The organism is Motilimonas sp. 1_MG-2023, from assembly GCF_030547455.1.
Taxonomy (GTDB): Bacteria; Pseudomonadota; Gammaproteobacteria; order Enterobacterales; family CBDFNC01; genus Motilimonas.
This window is the reverse complement of the sequence record NZ_JAUOPX010000040.1, coordinates 24,658-40,634: the sequence shown is the minus strand read 5'-3', so window position 1 is coordinate 40,634 and position 15,977 is coordinate 24,658. Positions and strand designations below refer to the sequence as shown.

Genomic DNA, 15,977 nt, shown 5'->3' with positions numbered 1-15,977 from the left:
GGGATTGAAGTCGTTTTTTGTGAATGAAAGGGCATTGATTTTGTAGCTGTTGGTGTATGATATTAAGTTCACGCATCGCGTTGTAATCTGGTTTGTTTTTGGCGAAATTAATTAGATCACACAACGAGATTCGTTTCTATGTATTTGATAGCGAAAGATATTTTGTGGGGATTCGCTAGAGATAAGTATAAAATTAAGGTGCCCTTGTTCGCTGGTTTACAGTGGGAGCCGAGTAATGAAGCTTTATTATTAGACAGTTCCATATATGATGAAAAAAACAAACGCTTGGTTAAGGGAAGTACCAGAAGGGAAAGACCCTGAGCCCAGGGCGGGATTCCACTTTGAACAGAAAATAAGCAGCAACTAAAGGTGCAGATAAATGTGTAATCGAAGTACACATATATTGTTCAAGTGTTTTGTAGTTGGCAAGTTTTCAGCAAGAATTTGTATTTAAAATAGTTGATAAAGCAGTTGTTCCAGAAGAAAAAAGCAAACCTAATAGAGCTATTATTTCTATTTTAGGCCTGATACTAGGTGTGATTTTTTCGGTTTTATTTATATTTTTGAAACATTATTTTAAAGCGACGAAGGAGTCGTAGTTTGATTTCTTCAGTTCAAGAAATAGTAAGTATCGATGTAGAGTATGGAAATTCAGAAAGTTTTTATTCCGCATCTCGCAATAATCATAATGTCGATATTGCAAATTTACCAGTAACGGAAAAAAAGTGGAATGGAACGCTTGTTAAAACTTCAATCGAACTTTTTGATTCCTATATTGATATTCAAAGTGGTATAAAAAGGCGGCTAAACTTTACGGCAAAAGATGATTCGCTATTATTTGATATGGTAAGCCGGTTTGTTATTGAAACTGAATGTGATGAGCCTGCAATGATTGCGGGGCAGCTAATTAGCCATAAATCATCTAATATTTATTATCAATTTCCAGAAAATGAAGTTGTTGAAATACCGCTAACAAACAACCGAAAAGTGGTTATATCGACAGAGCCTACCTCCGTTCCTAATGGGTTTGATGCTGTTATTTATTTACGTGATGAAAAACGCATAGGGAACACTGTTCGCTGGATTGTTCATCACCGTCTTATCGCCAACAAAAATAAAGCTAACTTAATTATGCGGTGTTGCAATCCAAGAATGGAAGGCGTTATAAAAGGGCAAAAATTCATTCCGAAATTTATAAAAAGCCTATTTTATAGAATTAGAGAGGCTCACTTTCCTAATTTTCCAGTAATGAGTGTTGGTGAAGTTCTGCTTCCTAAGGGTGGAGCTGTCTCTTTGATTACAAAAGTAGTTATCAAATGACAAGAGCCAAAGAGTACAAAAAACATGGGATTGGGATTTTAAAGAGTTTAGAATCCCAACTTGATGCAAACAAAGGCTATCCTGAAGAGCCCACATGGGGCTATGCATTTTCTTTATTAGCAGCGTTAGAAAACAACAGCGACCTTTCGTCCAATGACTTTGCAAAAATTGCACTAAAGCATTATTGCGAACAGGAAAAAGATATTAAATCTTTTTCTTGGGAGTTTACTACTTATGCTTTGTTTAGGGCCGAAAAGCTTTCAGGCTCAACCGACTTAGCAAAGTTATCGAACCTTAATGAAAAAGGAACGAGAATGGTAAACTGGACATTGTTACGTCAACTAAATAGATTGAACGCTGAGAAAAAGCAGTTTCGGGCAAAATTTATTCTGCGATGTATTAGAAAAATATTTACCTCTGATGAAGGGCAGATATTTGATGAACTAAATACAAAGTCTTTACAGTATCATGCATTTTGCTTGTTTATTCTTGCTGAGTTGGATGCCATGGGTTATCAAACCTTAGTGAGAGATTGGCTTATTAGAGGGTGCCAATTTAGTAAAAAAATGATGTTAAAAAGTGGTATGTCGCTTTATATAGGTCGGGGACAAGAACAAATATTTGGTTACGCATCTTTGATTTATGCACTGGAGTATGCGGAAAAATATTGTGGCCTGGCTAGAACATCGCACTTAGAGACAATTTGGAATTATTTAGCAAAATTCCAGCGATCTGATGGCTCTTATCCGCTAGTGCTGAACTTAAATAGCCCTGAAAAACCTATGGCAAATTATGCTAGGGATAAACCTGCGGGTTGGCTTGGCTATAATACCTTATATGATTACCAGCCTTTTTTAGCATACTGTTTACTTAGGGCTAGTAAGCTATGAAAAAAATAAATTGTATACATGCTCATATTATCGATGAAGCTTATTACTTTTGGGCCACCCCGACAGGTGGCTTTGGTCATATAGCTGATGAACAGCCACTCCCATTTATTTTTGATTCTGAGTGTCAATATACAAGTCGGTATGGTGGTGAGGAAAGTAACGAACAGTCTGGTATAAAAAGTTTACCTCTACCATGGGGGAGATTAAAGCAATCCTTATCCCTTCAGCAATGGTTAAATAATTTTTTAAAAAGAAAGGTGAATATATATTGGCGAAATCTATTCAGTAGTTTTTCAAATAATAACGAGCATTTCTTTTTTTTAACTCAGTTAAACTATAAAACGCTAAATGATGGTTTTGTCGGTAGATCACCTATGGTCGACTTTAAGCGTTCGTTCACTGTTAATGCTGGAGTATTACAGGTTCAAGATGATATTTTTTTTAAATCTAATATGTGTTTTGAGTTTTTTAACTATGCAATCTTACCTCGCCCATTGAATAGCAATATTGAGCAGTTATGTGATGTTTCTCCAAATAAAGAAATGATTATATCATCAGCTTCCGGTTCAACCATGTTAGATTTTAAACAGCTTGCGAATGTCTCTTTTAGTAAAGGAGATAAGTTGTCAGTTAATTACTCTTATCGTGTGTGTCAACATGTTTAAAAAAGCATTAAGCTATAGTGCAATTGAATCTATCGGTTCAAGGGTATTCGATTTTGTTACTTTATGGATAGTGCTTAATGTATTGCCAGTGGAAGATGTTGCAAAGTTTGGTATAGCAACGTCTGCCATATTTGCTTTCAATCTGATTATGTTCGCCCCCGAAACTGCTTTGATGAAACACCAAAAGCAGTGGCAGCAACAAGGTGTGCTAGCTGATTATCTAGGTGCCTTTGTTTCCTTTTCAGTTTTTAAAATATCACTTCATTACTTACTCGCTTTCATTGTCTATATTATTTCCGGTGAATTAAATTGGTTTTTTTATGCTGTTGTTTTTTCCGCTGTCACACAGCAAATACAAGCAGCTGAGATAGCTAGAATTTTTAATAGAATGGAATTGCGACAAAAAAAGGTCGCTATTTTTGAGAATGCTAGTAAGATTTTACTGCTTACTTGCGTATTATGTCTTTATTTTTATCCCTCATTAGATGTGTATTTTAGTATATATTTTACTTGGAGTTTGCTAATAACCACTATATGGTTAGCAAACCTGAAGCATGTTTCAGGCTATGTATTTTCGTTTAGTAAGAGTATGTTAAGTAAAATATATACGGCTATGATGGGGTTTTCTTTGTGGTCTCACCTTTCTGGTGTGATGACCCTTTACATTTACAATGCTAGTTTACTTTATATGGGGCTGTTAGGGGCAGACTTAAACACTGTCGCTGTTTATACAGTCGTAAACAAAGTAGCAAACTTGTTCTTTGTTGTACCTATGTTTTTCCAGTCTTTTATTCCTGTGGTATTAGCAAATGCAGGGCTAGATGCAGAATTGAAGTTTAAAAAAATTCTAGCCATATCAGGTTCTCTTTCCATTGGTCAGTTTTTGTTCTTTTTAGTGTTAGGCAGTTATATAGGCACTTTTTTTGGATTAGATCCTGAATTTTCAGAGATGTTTTACTTATTAGGCCTGACCGTTTCATTTGGTATTTTAGCCTTAAACGTTAGTCGGCCATTAAGCACTTATTTAATGATAAAAAGGTCCCCCTTTATTATCATGAAGTGGGTGTTTATTCCTGCCACTATTGCTGCCACCATTGCTTTCCCTACCGGTATCTATTTTTATAGTTCCTATGGTGCTGCATTTTCCAGTGCATTGATATATTCATTGATGGCTGTCTTACTTTATACTCAGTATAGATTCACTCTAAGGATGTAAACTATGATATCTGTGGTGATCCCTACTTATAAAAGGCCTGATTTATTAAAGCGCCTACTCACTTCTATTTCTCAGCAATCTGTTCAGCCTGAAGAGGTGATTATAGTTGACGACTGCTCGGGTATGACCCTAGAGTATAGTGAGGTAATTAATGAGTTTTCGACTATTTTAGCTAATTTAAAATATTTTAGTTTAGAGTCAAATTCAGGTGCTTCGACTGCTAGAAATAAAGGTATTTACGAGTCTACTCAGCCTTGGATTGCATTGGTTGATGATGATGATGAATGGCTACCTGAAAAATTAGCCGAACAGAAGAAACTTATTACTCAGTCAACAGATGAAAAGTTAGGTTTAGTATACACTTGGACCGAAGCACAGGGAGTCGGTGAGCAAGCCTCTTACACAAGTTGTATTAGTGTCAAAGGGGATGCAAGAAAAGCCTTACTAACCACTAACTTTATTATGTCTGCTTCTGTCATGGTAAAAAGGGAGGCGATTATTGAAGTAAACTGCTTTGATGTGGCGTTACCTAGCTGCCAAGACTGGGATATGTGGATACGTATTTGTTTGGCTGGTTATCATATTGATGTAGTAGAGAAAATATTAACTATTCACCATCGACATGGCGGCGAGTCGATAGGTTTATCACCAAAGGCCAAGTTAGGTTACAAGTTATTGTTAGAATCACACTGGCGTGAAATATATAAACACACAAATATTAAAAATATAGTAAAAAAAGTTATTCTATACATTGAGGTTAAAGTAAAAACAAATGGACTTAGAATTAAGTAATTGCCGAGTAGCTATTCTAACAAACATGGCAACCCCCTATCGAGTACCTTTTTTTATAGAATTAGCAAAGGTAGAAGGTGTGAAGTCATTAGATGTTTTGACTTGTGTTGAAAAAGAAGTTGATCGTGAGTGGGATATTAAAAATGATTCTTCATATAGATTGCTTAAGCTTTTTGGGATTACAGTTAACTTAAATCGAGGCACAGATGAAAAAAGAATTATTCATTTTCGCTTTGGTGTTATTTGGTATTTAATTTTTAGTCGTCCAGATAAGTTGATTATCGGGGATGCTTCTTTTACATCTTACTTAGCAAGTTTTTTCTGTTTGATATTGAATATTGATTACTATGTTTGGAGTGAGATAACTACTGCCTCGCCCGTTTCAAAAGGTTTTGCAGCTACGTTAAGAAAATACATGTATAAGTATTCTAATAAAATTGTTGCCTCATGTGAGTCCGCTAAGCAATTTATTAACTCTAATGGGCCTTTTGATGAGAAGATAGCTATTGTTCATAACTCTGTTGATGATGCTTTTTTTGTTAAAAAAAGGCTGGAGTATGAACCATTAAGGTTAAGTATTCGTGAGGAAATGGGTATTGATGAAAATACATTTTGCTTTATTTTTGTAGGTAGGTTGATAAAGATAAAAAATGTATTAGAAACCATCAGAGTTGTGTCATCTGTTTCGAAAAAGAAGAAGGTACACTTGATTGTTGCTGGGAGTGGCCCTTTAGAATCAGAGGCCAAGCAACTAGCTTCGGAATTAGGTTTTTTCAATATACATTTTTCGGGCTTTACGACAGCAGAGCAGTTAACTAAATTATATACTGCTGCTGACAGTCTTATCCTTTTGTCTGAATACGATGCTTGGGGTATGGTTATAAACGAAGCTTTACATATGGGGATACCATTTTTTGCCTCAGACACGGTTTCTGCAGCTGTTGAACTAAGCAAATTTAGAGATTACTGTAAGGTCCTAGACAGCAAAGATTCAGAAATTATAATAGAGGAGCTATTGAATTTTGTAAGTGCTACTAGACCTAATGTTCAATTTTCCTACACCGCCAAAGATATGGCTATGGGCTTTGCTTCATGTCTTCGAACTTAAAGCTTTGTTATAGTTTACTTGGTGTTTTTTTTATCTGTGGTTCTATAGTAAACGATGCATTTCTTCACCCTAGCTATCCATCATTAACTTATGCAAAGTTGATGTTTTTTGTCGGTGCTACATTCTTGGTTTTAAGAGGGGTTAAAAGAACCGCTCTACGTGTCGAAGAGCTAGCTTTATGCATGTATTCTTTCCTATTGGTAAGCTTTAGTCTTTTATTTTCAGTTAATGGTGTTGATTCTCGAACTATAAGTTTGTCTTTTTCGTTAATGATAGGTTTAACATCATACTACATCGTTGTAAGGAGCAGTATAAATTATAAGTATTATTTGTATTGTTTTATTTTTTGGGTCTTACTTAGTGTTTTTATAGGAGTGTTTCAAACCTTTTTTGGTGCGCCCTTTTTTACTGATAGGTTTTTTTCCTCTGCAATAATTCATTCGATATATAGAGCGTCTGGCTTTATGAGTGATCCCAACTATTTTTCTTTGATTTGTCTCTTAGCTTTGTGCTTTTCATTTTATATTGATTTTATTACTTGGAAGTGTTGCGTTTTTTCTAAAAGAGTTCCTTCCTTCAAGCGTAGCTATGATTTTTAACCCTGAATCGTATGGGAGTGATGCAGAGCGAAATTCCCTTGGGGATAGAATGCTTGCGATTAATGCAGAGCGAAATTCCCTTGGGGATAGAATGCTTGCGATTAATGCAGGTATTGTAGCTTTCCTTGATAGGCCTGTGTTTGGATACGGCCTCGAGTCTTTGGTAAACCACCCTTTAAATCTTCATAATCAAATGTCGCACAATACATTTATAGAGATTTTAGCTGAAACCGGTGTAGTTGGTCTTGTCTTGTATGGAGGTGCATTTATATCTGTTCTTCGTTTATCGTACTTATATCTTAAAAATGTCGATGTGTATTTTTTTGACAAAATTGTAGTTGCTTTTTTTGCATTTAATATCATGTCTCTTACATTAGCTCTCTACTATAGCCGAATTCTATTTTTTGTTTTTGCCTTGATGATTGTTATTTCCAAAGGTATTGAAAGTGAGAGAAATGATGTTAGTTGTTAATCTTGCAACTGTCTTCGGTGGCCAAGAGAGATATGCTGATGATCTATTAACCACTCTAGCTAGTTTGGGACACGATGTCTATTTTATCGGTGGACCTGAAAAATTAACGCGTTACAGTGAGCCGCAGGTAGATGCTGATGTACGTGTTTTAAATGGCAATAGTGCTTTGTACAAGTACGCCCTGAAGCCTTTTAACGGCGAGCTTACTGTATATGTACAACACAGTAATATAAATGATGGCCAGCAAGCTTGTTGGCGTCGTTGGGTTCGAAAATGTTTACTTAAATTACTTTTATATAAAGTGGATTTGGTTGTTCGTGTTTGCGATAACGCCCTGCCTGAATATTATGCACCGGGTAAAGTAGTGACTATTTATAATGGTGTTAGTTTACCTGACTTACCAACAATATGCTCTATTACTCCCTCGGTTCGCTTACTAATGGTCGGTGCTGTTAATGCAAACAAGAATCAGCGACTAGCAATTGATGTGTTAACCTTGTTGCCACAAGCGCACTTGACTCTGTTAGGTGATGGCCCTGAAATGGCTAGCTTGCAAACTTATGCCAAGACATTAGGTGTTGAATCGCGTATAGAGTGGGTGGGTTTTGTTGAAGACCCAAGCCCTTATTATCAGCAAGCAGATCTCCTTTTAATGCTCTCGCATTTTGAAGCATTTCCGTATTCAGTTTTAGAGTCAATGGCCTACGCTACTCCTGTTATTGCTGTTGGGGTGGGGGGGGTTCCTGAAATAATTCAGAACAATAAAAATGGTTGGTTATTGCCTGACTATTGCGTTGAAACCCTTAGTGAGCAGATAATTAGAATCGTTAATAAGCCGAATGAATACGCTCAAGTTGCGAGTGCCGCGAGAGCAACAATTGCGCAAGGGTTCACTAAAGAGAAAATGGTCAACTCGCTGTTAACTGAAATTAAGAATAGGAAAAAATAGACCATGCATGTTGGAGTAGATGTTCGCTGGATGCTGGGAAAGGTGAGAGGCATGGGGCGTTACGCGACACAACTTATTGCGCCTGTTAGAGCGTCATGTACTGGGCTTGCCCCCACTGGTTCAGAGGTTAAAAATATGGCCTCTGTTTGCAAGGGGAATAGTTTTTTTCCTTGGTGGGAACAAGTGGTTTTACCTAAGCTCGCTAAGTCACACTCATTTGATTTTTTGATTTGCCCTTATAACACGGCGCCATTGATTAAGCCTGCTAATACTAAGTTGATTTTGGTGGTGCATGATTTAATTTTTTTGCGCTCCTTTAAAGAGTTACCACTCTCTGTTTCTGTTTATCAGACCTTGGGGCGTCTGTACCGGCGTGCAATTGTCCCGAGAGTGGTAAAAAATGCTGATGTATTGCTAACCGTTTCAGAGTTTACGAAACAAGAACTTGTTGAGCGCTTTAAACTTGACGCACATAAGGTTCAGGTTATTCCCAATGCTATTTCGGATGACTGGCTGAGGTTAGCGCCTTTACCGACTGTTTTGCGCAAACCTTATTTATTTACCGTTACCGGTGAAGCACCGAGCAAAAATGTGATTCGCTTAATTGAAGCTTTCGCATTAGCCAAGCAGTCATTTTCAGATAATTATTCTTTGAAAATTGCGGGAATTAAAAAAGAGCATCACAGCCAGTTTATTGCAAGAGCTGTCAGCTTAAGGGTGGCTAATGATGTTGAGTTTTTAGGCTTTATTTCAAACGAAGAATTACAATGTTTGTACCGTGAAGCCACGGGATTTATTTTTGCTTCTTTATTTGAGGGGTTTGGTATCCCACTTATTGAAGCGATGGCAGCAGGTACACCTGTTTGCTGTAGTAATACTACCTCGTTGCCAGAGGTTGTTGGTAATGCAGCATTATTATTTGATCCTAAAAGCGTAGAAGAGATGGCTATGTCAATTAATACCTTACTTGCATACGAAGAAGGTGAAAGGTTAGAGAACATTCAGCAAGGTCGATTACGCGTGCAATCTTTTGTTGAAAGTTCGGTGAATAAGCAAATGACAGATTTTTGGAGGCGTTTAGGTGTTGAATAAGAAAAAAATAATTGTTTTAACACCTCGATTCCCTTATCCCGTAATTGGTGGTGATCGGTTACGCATTTATTTCCTTTGTAAAGAGCTTGCTAAGCATTACGACTTAACCTTGTTAAGCTTGTGCGAATCGAATGAAGAGATGGAAATGACGGTTCCATCAGATGGTGTATTTAAGCAAGTTGAGCGAGTGTTGTTACCCAAGTGGCGCTCATTCTTAAATTGTTTGTTATCACTACCCACTCAGACGCCTTTACAGGTGGCCTATTATCGTAGTGGCGAATTTAAGAATAAGTTAGCGAGTTTGCTCCCTGATCATGACGGTGCTTTTGCCCATTTAGTTCGTACAGGGGATTATTTACTTAACCTTGACGTTACTAGGGTGCTAGAGATGACCGATGCTATTTCAATGAATTATGAGCGAGTTGGTAGTCTAGCTAAAGCCACCAGTTTGAAAACATTGGTTTATAGTGTTGAACAACAACGTCTTAAAAAGTATGAACAGCGATCTGCTAGCGCTTTTGATGCTTCAATTCTTGTATCACAATATGATAAGGACTATTTGTTTGCTAAAGGCTCGCCTGAGTACGATAAGGTATTAGTTTGCTCAAACGGTGTTGATCTGAGCAATCTTGAATATCGCCCTTGCTTTACGTCTAAGCAAATAGTGTTTATTGGCAATCTGTACTCTGTTCAAAATGTGGATGCTGCTTTCTGGTTTGCTAAAAATGTAATGCCTCTTCTGCGTCAACATGGTGATTATACATTTAAAGTTATTGGCCGTATAAAAGACAATGATCGTTTAAAGTTTGATGATTTCAAAGGTGTTGAGCTTACAGGCCCTGTTGATTCAGTTTCGGATTCTGCTAAAGGCTCTTTAGCTGGTGTATGTAGCGTCCGATTAGGGGCTGGTGTTCAAAATAAAATTCTTGAGTACATGGCCTTGGGGTTACCTACAATAACTTCTTCAACAGGTCTTGAAGGCATTGAGGCGATTCCTGATAAAGAGATTTTGGTGGCAGATGAGCCAAGTGAATATGTAGAAGCTATTTTAAAGCTTGTAAATAATGAGCGTGCTCACCAACAATATGCTGAAGCGGGACTGTTGTACGTAAAGCAATCTCATTCTTGGGAGTCTCGTTTGAGCCCTGTCATTTCTGAATTTAAAAAATTGGTTAATTAATATGTCTAATATACTGCCAGTAATCATGGCTGGCGGCTCAGGCTCGCGTTTATGGCCGCTTTCACGCCAACAGTTTCCTAAGCAATTTTTAACCTTACTTGGTAATGATTCCATGCTGCAAACCACAGCGCAGCGCTTGAAAGGGATTGAGCATGCACCTGCCTTGGTTATTTGTAATGAAGAGCATCGTTTTTCGGTTGCTGAGCAATTTCGTGCTAACGCGATTAAAACCAGCGGTATTATTTTAGAGCCAGTTGGCCGTAATACTGCACCAGCTATTGCTCTGGCTGCTATGCAGGCGTTAAAGAATGGTGATGACCCACTGCTTTTAGTATTGGCAGCTGACCATGTGATTAAAGATGAAGCGGCATTTTGTGCCTCGGTTGAGCAAGCTGTGCCGTTTGCACAGGCTGATAAGCTAGTGACCTTTGGTATCGTGCCAACCGCCCCTGAAACCGGCTATGGCTATATCAAGCGTGGCGAGGTGCAAGGTGACAACGCAGGCTTTAGCGTGGCGCAGTTTGTTGAAAAAACCAATCTATCAACGGCACAAGATTACTTAGCGTCAGGTGAATACTACTGGAACAGTGGTATGTTTTTATTTAAAGCCAGCACTTACTTAGCTGAGCTTAAGGCCCATCATCCCGATATGTTCAGTGCCTGTGAGCAAGCGATGGCAGCGACGCAAGCCGATTTGGACTTTATTCGTGTTGATAAAGCTGCTTTCGAAGCTTGCCCGGACGATTCTGTGGATTACGCGGTGATGGAAAAAACCACCCAAGCCGTAGTGGTGCCAATGGACTGCGGCTGGAGCGATGTAGGTAGTTGGTCTGCTTTATGGGAGGTGTCTGATAAAGACGAACATGGCAACGCTTGCCGCGGCGACGTGATTACTGTTGATACCCGTAATACCTATGTGCATGCTTCTGAAAAACTTGTTACCACCATTGGCTTAGACGATGTGGTTGTCGTTGAAACCAAAGATGCGATTTTGGTAGCGAAACAGTCTGAAGTACAGCAAGTGAAAAAAATCGTCGAGCACCTAAAAGCAGAAGCGCGTAACGAGTGGCAGCATCACCGCGAAGTCTATCGTCCTTGGGGTAAATATGACTCTATTGATAACGGAGACCGCTTCCAAGTGAAGCGCATTACGGTGAAACCAGGTGAGAAGCTATCTATCCAAATACATCATCATCGCGCAGAGCATTGGATTGTGGTAACGGGTACGGCAAAAATCACTAATGGTGATAAAGACATTCTACTAACCGAAAACCAATCGACTTATATTCCTGTTGGTGTGGTGCATGCGTTGGAAAACCCAGGCAAGGTGCCATTAGAGCTAATTGAAGTGCAATCAGGCTCATACTTGGGCGAAGATGACATCGTGCGCTTTGAAGACAGATACGGCAGGTTAGATAAGTGTAACTATTCACCAGGAGCAGCTTGACACCCCAAAATTTTTTTCGTGACCACTGTCACTCGATCTTAAATATCCCTTGAGCGATCCTTTTCTGGTGTCATTCTTATCCTATGCCGATTAAATTTGACCTCACTAACCCACCTGTTGCGACGAATCTTGAGCAAGCAAATGCCTTACTCCAAGAGGCTTGGGCGCACATGGCTGATTTAGAAGGGCGATTGGCTGCCTCATCCAGTAACTCCTCAAACCCCCATCATCTGATGAGCCCGATAAAAAACGTAAAGACAAGTCTTCTCGCAATAAGCCTAACTCAAATAAACAGACAAAAATGCGCGGTGCGCAACCTGGCCATGCGGGCAGTAAACGCACCTTAGAAACATTGCGTGAGGATGACACACAAGTGATTGTCGCGCCTGATGTTTGCTGTCCATGTTGCGCTGGCTTAGTCACCCATTGTTGTTGCCACTGGGGGATAAACACGTTGCAAAAGTCATCGACATCGCAAAACAATTCGACTAATTTATTCATTGCCTGTTCCTTTTTGGTCTGTATGTTTCTTGGTCGAAAGATCAGATCGTGGAACAGGCATTTAGTTCATTTTCTTAAGCAAGATTCAGGTTAATATAAAATAATTCTATTAAGGCCTAGCGGCATCACCTCTTCCAGCGCCAAAAATGGTCACAAAAATATATTTGAAATACTGTTTAATAGAAAAACCCGCTAACATTTTCTTATCCATTTCCGCAAGGTGTATTGGAGTGGACATATCAATATTATTGACCTGAGCCAAACCTGTAATGCCAGGTAAAACTGAATAAATTTCGTATTCTTCGCGGGCTTTAATTACGTCGATCTGATTAAATAAATTAGGTCTTGGTCCGACCAAACTCATATCTCGTTTCAATACATTAATCAACTGAGGCAATTCATCTAACTTAGTCCTTCGTAATACCCGCCCAATGGGTGTAATGGATGAGGTTGCAACGAGGTGGCTTGCGACAGACTCCGTATCTGGTTTCATCGTTCTAAATTTTATTAAAGAAAATGGTTTTTTATTTTTCCCCATTCTAACCTGAATGAAAATAGGCGAGCCATGATCGAAAAAAATAATGATATAAATACAAAAAAGTATCGGAGAAAGCATTACTAAAGAAGTAATAGCAATAAAACAGTCAAAAAGGGTAATTATATTATTTCGCATTAAAATTTCTTTATTTTATTAGCCACACGTTTCAAGATGAAGTCGTCAACAGTATGCTGTACGCCCGATTCAAAAGAGCCAGGAGGTAACCAGCCCAAACGCTTCTTTGCTTTACTTATATTAACTTGTAACGAATCGGTAACTCGTGTAACTACATGTTCTTTTTTCAGTATTCTTGATATAGATAAAATAACACGCTTAGGGACAGGGTAGTTAAGCGAGTACACTTTAAAGCAACTCGCAATTACATCGAACAATCTTTTTGTAGAGACATCATCATCATCAGAGACTAGAAATACTTGGTTTCCCGCCTGCGGGTGGTTTGCGCAAAGCGATATAAAGCTCACAAGGTTGCCGACTGAAATAAAACTTCGTCTATTACCATCAAGACTATAGAATGGTAAAGGCACCCTTTTATAAACACAGTTCAAGATGGAAGAAAAATTGCCTCTTCCTCTAGGGCCATAAACCAAAGGAGGCCTTACAATGACATATTCCATACCGGTTTGGGCGGATATTACTTTTAAGCCTTCTTCAGCATCATATTTACTTTTCGCGTAACTACCTTGAGGGTTTGGTTTATCAGTCTCACAAAAAGCTTCCCTATTCTCGGTGGTTTCACCGTTAACCTTAGCCGTACTGATAAAAATAAACCGCTTGATACCCGCCTTGGCCGCTTGGGTGGCTAAATTCAACGTTCCTTCGACATTGACTTGTCTAAGAAGGTCTAACTTTTCCTCTTCAACATCATGATTAATCGCGGCACAGTGAATGACCACATCAAATTGAAATTTATCTAATTGAAACAGAGTATTGCCATCAAAAGTTGGAACATATATGGCATCAACACATTGCGTGTCAGTTAAACAACGATTGAGTACGGTCAACTTCACATCTAGCTCCATAAGGGCTTGCTTGAGATGGCTACCAACAAAACCAGAACTACCCGTTAATAGTACTTGCATTTCGTCTCCCGATAAAACTTTTTAACATAAAACGAATCATGCTCGACAAATACCAACGAAAATGTGGAGAGAAAAAATTCCTGTTTTGATAGCCCCCTCGGTGTACAACCTTAATGTCTTTCATATAGACAACTTTTTCATTGAATTTTTTTTGTGCTCGGAAGCAAAGATCTACATCCTCGAAATACATAAAGTATCGCTCATCAAACCCTCCTAATTGGCGATATAAGTCAGCATGAATAATCAAGAACGATCCCGCTGCCCAATCGACCTCGGCACCATCAACTAGTTCAGACTTAATGTAAGGAGTGGTTAAGCTTTTCCCGAAAAACAAATTAAAAAAAGAAAATATATTAGGAAATTTTCTTAAAGATTTTTCTTCCATAGAAAGTTTTTCATCTGAGTATAGGTTTGCGGAATAAATACCAGAAGATTTAGATTCAATTTTCTTTATAAGACTACGAAACATCGCTACAGAAACAGTAATATCAGGGTTCAGCAGCAGAAACCAATCTGACGACAACATACCAGCCTCACATGCCTGCTCATAATTTATATTATTATTAGCACCAAAACCGAGTATTTCCGCCGAGGCTGAATAAATAAAACCATTATCTAAACAATAGTCTCGGAGTTTTGAACTATCAACATTATCTCTAACAATCACTATTACATCATTTAGTTTTGATATCTCTCGTAAATCAGCATTAAAAATCAGATCATCATCATTAGCGTGAGACACGATAGATATATATATTTTAGCCATTGTAATGCTCTCAATATGTAAAACTAAATTATTATTTAGTATTGGATGTCATTTTACCATAGCTGAGACTAACGACGGCCATGAGTCGATCACATCAAGACTAGATTGAAACTTAACGCTATGGAATATATTCTTCTCGTGAAATAAGTCAACGATTGCATTTGCCAAGGTAATATAGTCATCAGGGTCGACAAATAACGCAGAATGATAATCTCCCAAAGTTTCATGTGCATAAGGCAGATCAGATAAAATTATTGGTTTTGCAGCGAGTTTAGCTTCCGAAATTGGCAACCCCCACGTTTCTAACTTTGATGGAAACACTACTATGTCACAATTTTCATACCTCTGATTCACTTCTTCAAAGTTAAGTCTACCTAAAAATTTTACATTTTCTAATTCTCGATAACGATTTACCAGTGTACTAGCAAACTTATTTTCATTTTCATCAATAGTTAACTGTAATTCAAAAGAATTATAAACATTGCGGTACTCTTTTTTTAAGTATGCAAAACAATTTAGCAGTAATTCAAAATTTTTGAACGTTCTCGCAAGGGCTGGGTAAAATAGTACAATGGTTTCTCTTCGAGGACTAGAGTCCAACTTTTTAATGCTCCGCGGAGAAAAAGAAACAGGCCTAGCAATAATCGCTTGCTTCGCTCCTAAAACATCAGTTAGATAATGGCCAAACCATTCTTGTTGTGCAATTACTGCAATATTTTTTTTTATATTAATTCGATAAAGCCACTTATAAAAAATAGAAAATAAAAAAACCTTCGGCTCATACCAAAATAGCTTAAATGAAACAGGAAGGAATGGTGATGGGTTATGGCAATAAACATACTGAGGGCACGTCCCTACATTTGGAGTCATATCATGCATAGCCAACCATAAGTCAGGCTTTATACTTTCCGCAATTTTTTTACAACTAACATACTCAAACCAGCACCTTTTCACCCAGCTATTTTTAATGCCAGGAAAAGAGATGAAATGTACACCTTTAATATTAGAGAACAAAGATTTGTCATTAACCAAGCAGGTAACTTCAATTTTTTTGTCTATAGAAAAAGCCGAAATAACATCTTTAAATACTGTTAATGTACCACCTTCAACCAAGTTGACACCAGAAATAACAATCTTCATATTTATCACCCACAATAAAATATTTATCCACTATTTATATAACATATATTCAACATAGTTAAAAAAACAAGCGGACAAAGGTCAAACGTTCGTAATGTTTAAACCATTAAAAGCCGAGAAATAAACATTCAAAACTATTAATGGCTTAATTGTGGTGTCTATCAGACTAATAAAAATAATTAAAACTTTTACCGACGCCTTT

At 37.9% G+C, this 15,977-nt stretch carries 17 protein-coding genes; 13 read left to right on the top strand and 4 right to left on the bottom strand.

Features of this window, described 5'->3' with window-relative positions; genetic code table 11:
* Positions 1-422: 422 nt before the first annotated feature.
* The 13 genes from Q4519_RS22455 (at position 423) to Q4519_RS22450 (ending at position 12,077) form a co-directional block, all read left to right on the top strand.
* On the top strand, positions 423-599 hold the full coding sequence (locus tag Q4519_RS22455) for a GNVR domain-containing protein (protein ID WP_369293060.1): 177 nt from the start codon (positions 423-425) through the stop codon (positions 597-599).
* A 1-nt stretch (position 600) separates the two neighbouring features.
* Positions 601-1,320, top strand: coding sequence for a hypothetical protein (locus Q4519_RS17350; RefSeq protein ID WP_303514442.1), 720 nt, complete (start codon positions 601-603; stop codon positions 1,318-1,320).
* The gene (locus Q4519_RS17345) at positions 1,317-2,210 is read left to right on the top strand and encodes a hypothetical protein (protein ID WP_303514439.1); all 894 of its coding nucleotides are present in this window, start codon (positions 1,317-1,319) and stop codon (positions 2,208-2,210) included. Before Q4519_RS17350 ends, Q4519_RS17345 begins: the two co-directional genes overlap by 4 nt.
* Positions 2,207-2,875, top strand: coding sequence for a hypothetical protein (locus Q4519_RS17340; protein WP_303514436.1), 669 nt, complete (start codon positions 2,207-2,209; stop codon positions 2,873-2,875). The genes Q4519_RS17345 and Q4519_RS17340 overlap by 4 nt, the downstream gene beginning before the upstream one ends.
* Positions 2,868-4,091 carry a hypothetical protein gene (locus Q4519_RS17335; protein ID WP_303514433.1) on the top strand — a complete coding sequence of 408 codons (1,224 nt, stop codon included), beginning with the start codon at positions 2,868-2,870 and terminating at the stop codon, positions 4,089-4,091. The genes Q4519_RS17340 and Q4519_RS17335 overlap by 8 nt, the downstream gene beginning before the upstream one ends.
* Positions 4,092-4,094: 3 nt before the next feature.
* A complete protein-coding gene (locus Q4519_RS17330) occupies positions 4,095-4,883 on the top strand; it encodes a glycosyltransferase family A protein (protein ID WP_303514430.1) in 789 nt (262 codons plus the stop codon).
* On the top strand, positions 4,864-5,991 hold the full coding sequence (locus Q4519_RS17325) for a glycosyltransferase family 4 protein (protein WP_303514427.1): 1,128 nt from the start codon (positions 4,864-4,866) through the stop codon (positions 5,989-5,991). Before Q4519_RS17330 ends, Q4519_RS17325 begins: the two co-directional genes overlap by 20 nt.
* Positions 5,992-6,516: 525 nt before the next feature.
* On the top strand, positions 6,517-7,062 hold the full coding sequence (locus tag Q4519_RS17320) for an O-antigen ligase (protein WP_303514423.1): 546 nt from the start codon (positions 6,517-6,519) through the stop codon (positions 7,060-7,062).
* Positions 7,046-8,011: a glycosyltransferase family 4 protein gene (locus tag Q4519_RS17315; RefSeq protein ID WP_303514420.1), complete on the top strand. Its 966-nt coding sequence runs from the start codon at positions 7,046-7,048 to the stop codon at positions 8,009-8,011. The genes Q4519_RS17320 and Q4519_RS17315 overlap by 17 nt, the downstream gene beginning before the upstream one ends.
* Positions 8,012-8,014: 3 nt before the next feature.
* Complete coding sequence (locus tag Q4519_RS17310) at positions 8,015-9,103, top strand: glycosyltransferase family 1 protein (protein ID WP_303514417.1); 1,089 nt, start codon at positions 8,015-8,017, stop codon at positions 9,101-9,103.
* A complete protein-coding gene (locus Q4519_RS17305) occupies positions 9,096-10,283 on the top strand; it encodes a glycosyltransferase family 4 protein (protein ID WP_303514415.1) in 1,188 nt (395 codons plus the stop codon). Before Q4519_RS17310 ends, Q4519_RS17305 begins: the two co-directional genes overlap by 8 nt.
* A gap of 1 nt (position 10,284) precedes the next feature.
* Complete coding sequence (locus Q4519_RS17300) at positions 10,285-11,730, top strand: mannose-1-phosphate guanylyltransferase/mannose-6-phosphate isomerase (RefSeq protein WP_303514414.1); 1,446 nt, start codon at positions 10,285-10,287, stop codon at positions 11,728-11,730.
* 83 nt (positions 11,731-11,813) lie between these two features.
* Entirely contained in the window at positions 11,814-12,077 is a 264-nt protein-coding gene (locus tag Q4519_RS22450; RefSeq protein ID WP_369293059.1) for a DUF6444 domain-containing protein, read from the top strand.
* A gap of 263 nt (positions 12,078-12,340) precedes the next feature.
* Here Q4519_RS22450 and Q4519_RS17290 read toward each other — a convergent pair whose 3' ends face one another.
* From Q4519_RS17290 to Q4519_RS17275, 4 genes are read right to left on the bottom strand one after another with little or no spacing between them, the layout of a single operon-like run.
* A complete protein-coding gene (locus Q4519_RS17290; RefSeq protein ID WP_303514410.1) occupies positions 12,341-12,904 on the bottom strand; it encodes a sugar transferase in 564 nt (187 codons plus the stop codon).
* A complete protein-coding gene (locus Q4519_RS17285) occupies positions 12,904-13,869 on the bottom strand; it encodes an NAD-dependent epimerase/dehydratase family protein (RefSeq protein ID WP_303514407.1) in 966 nt (321 codons plus the stop codon). Before Q4519_RS17285 ends, Q4519_RS17290 begins: the two co-directional genes overlap by 1 nt.
* On the bottom strand, positions 13,847-14,635 hold the full coding sequence (locus Q4519_RS17280; RefSeq protein ID WP_303514404.1) for a glycosyltransferase family 2 protein: 789 nt from the start codon (positions 14,633-14,635) through the stop codon (positions 13,847-13,849). The genes Q4519_RS17285 and Q4519_RS17280 overlap by 23 nt, the downstream gene beginning before the upstream one ends.
* A 48-nt stretch (positions 14,636-14,683) precedes the next feature.
* The gene (locus tag Q4519_RS17275) at positions 14,684-15,775 is read right to left on the bottom strand and encodes a glycosyltransferase (RefSeq protein ID WP_303514401.1); all 1,092 of its coding nucleotides are present in this window, start codon (positions 15,773-15,775) and stop codon (positions 14,684-14,686) included.
* Between the last annotated feature and the right edge of the window lie 202 nt (positions 15,776-15,977).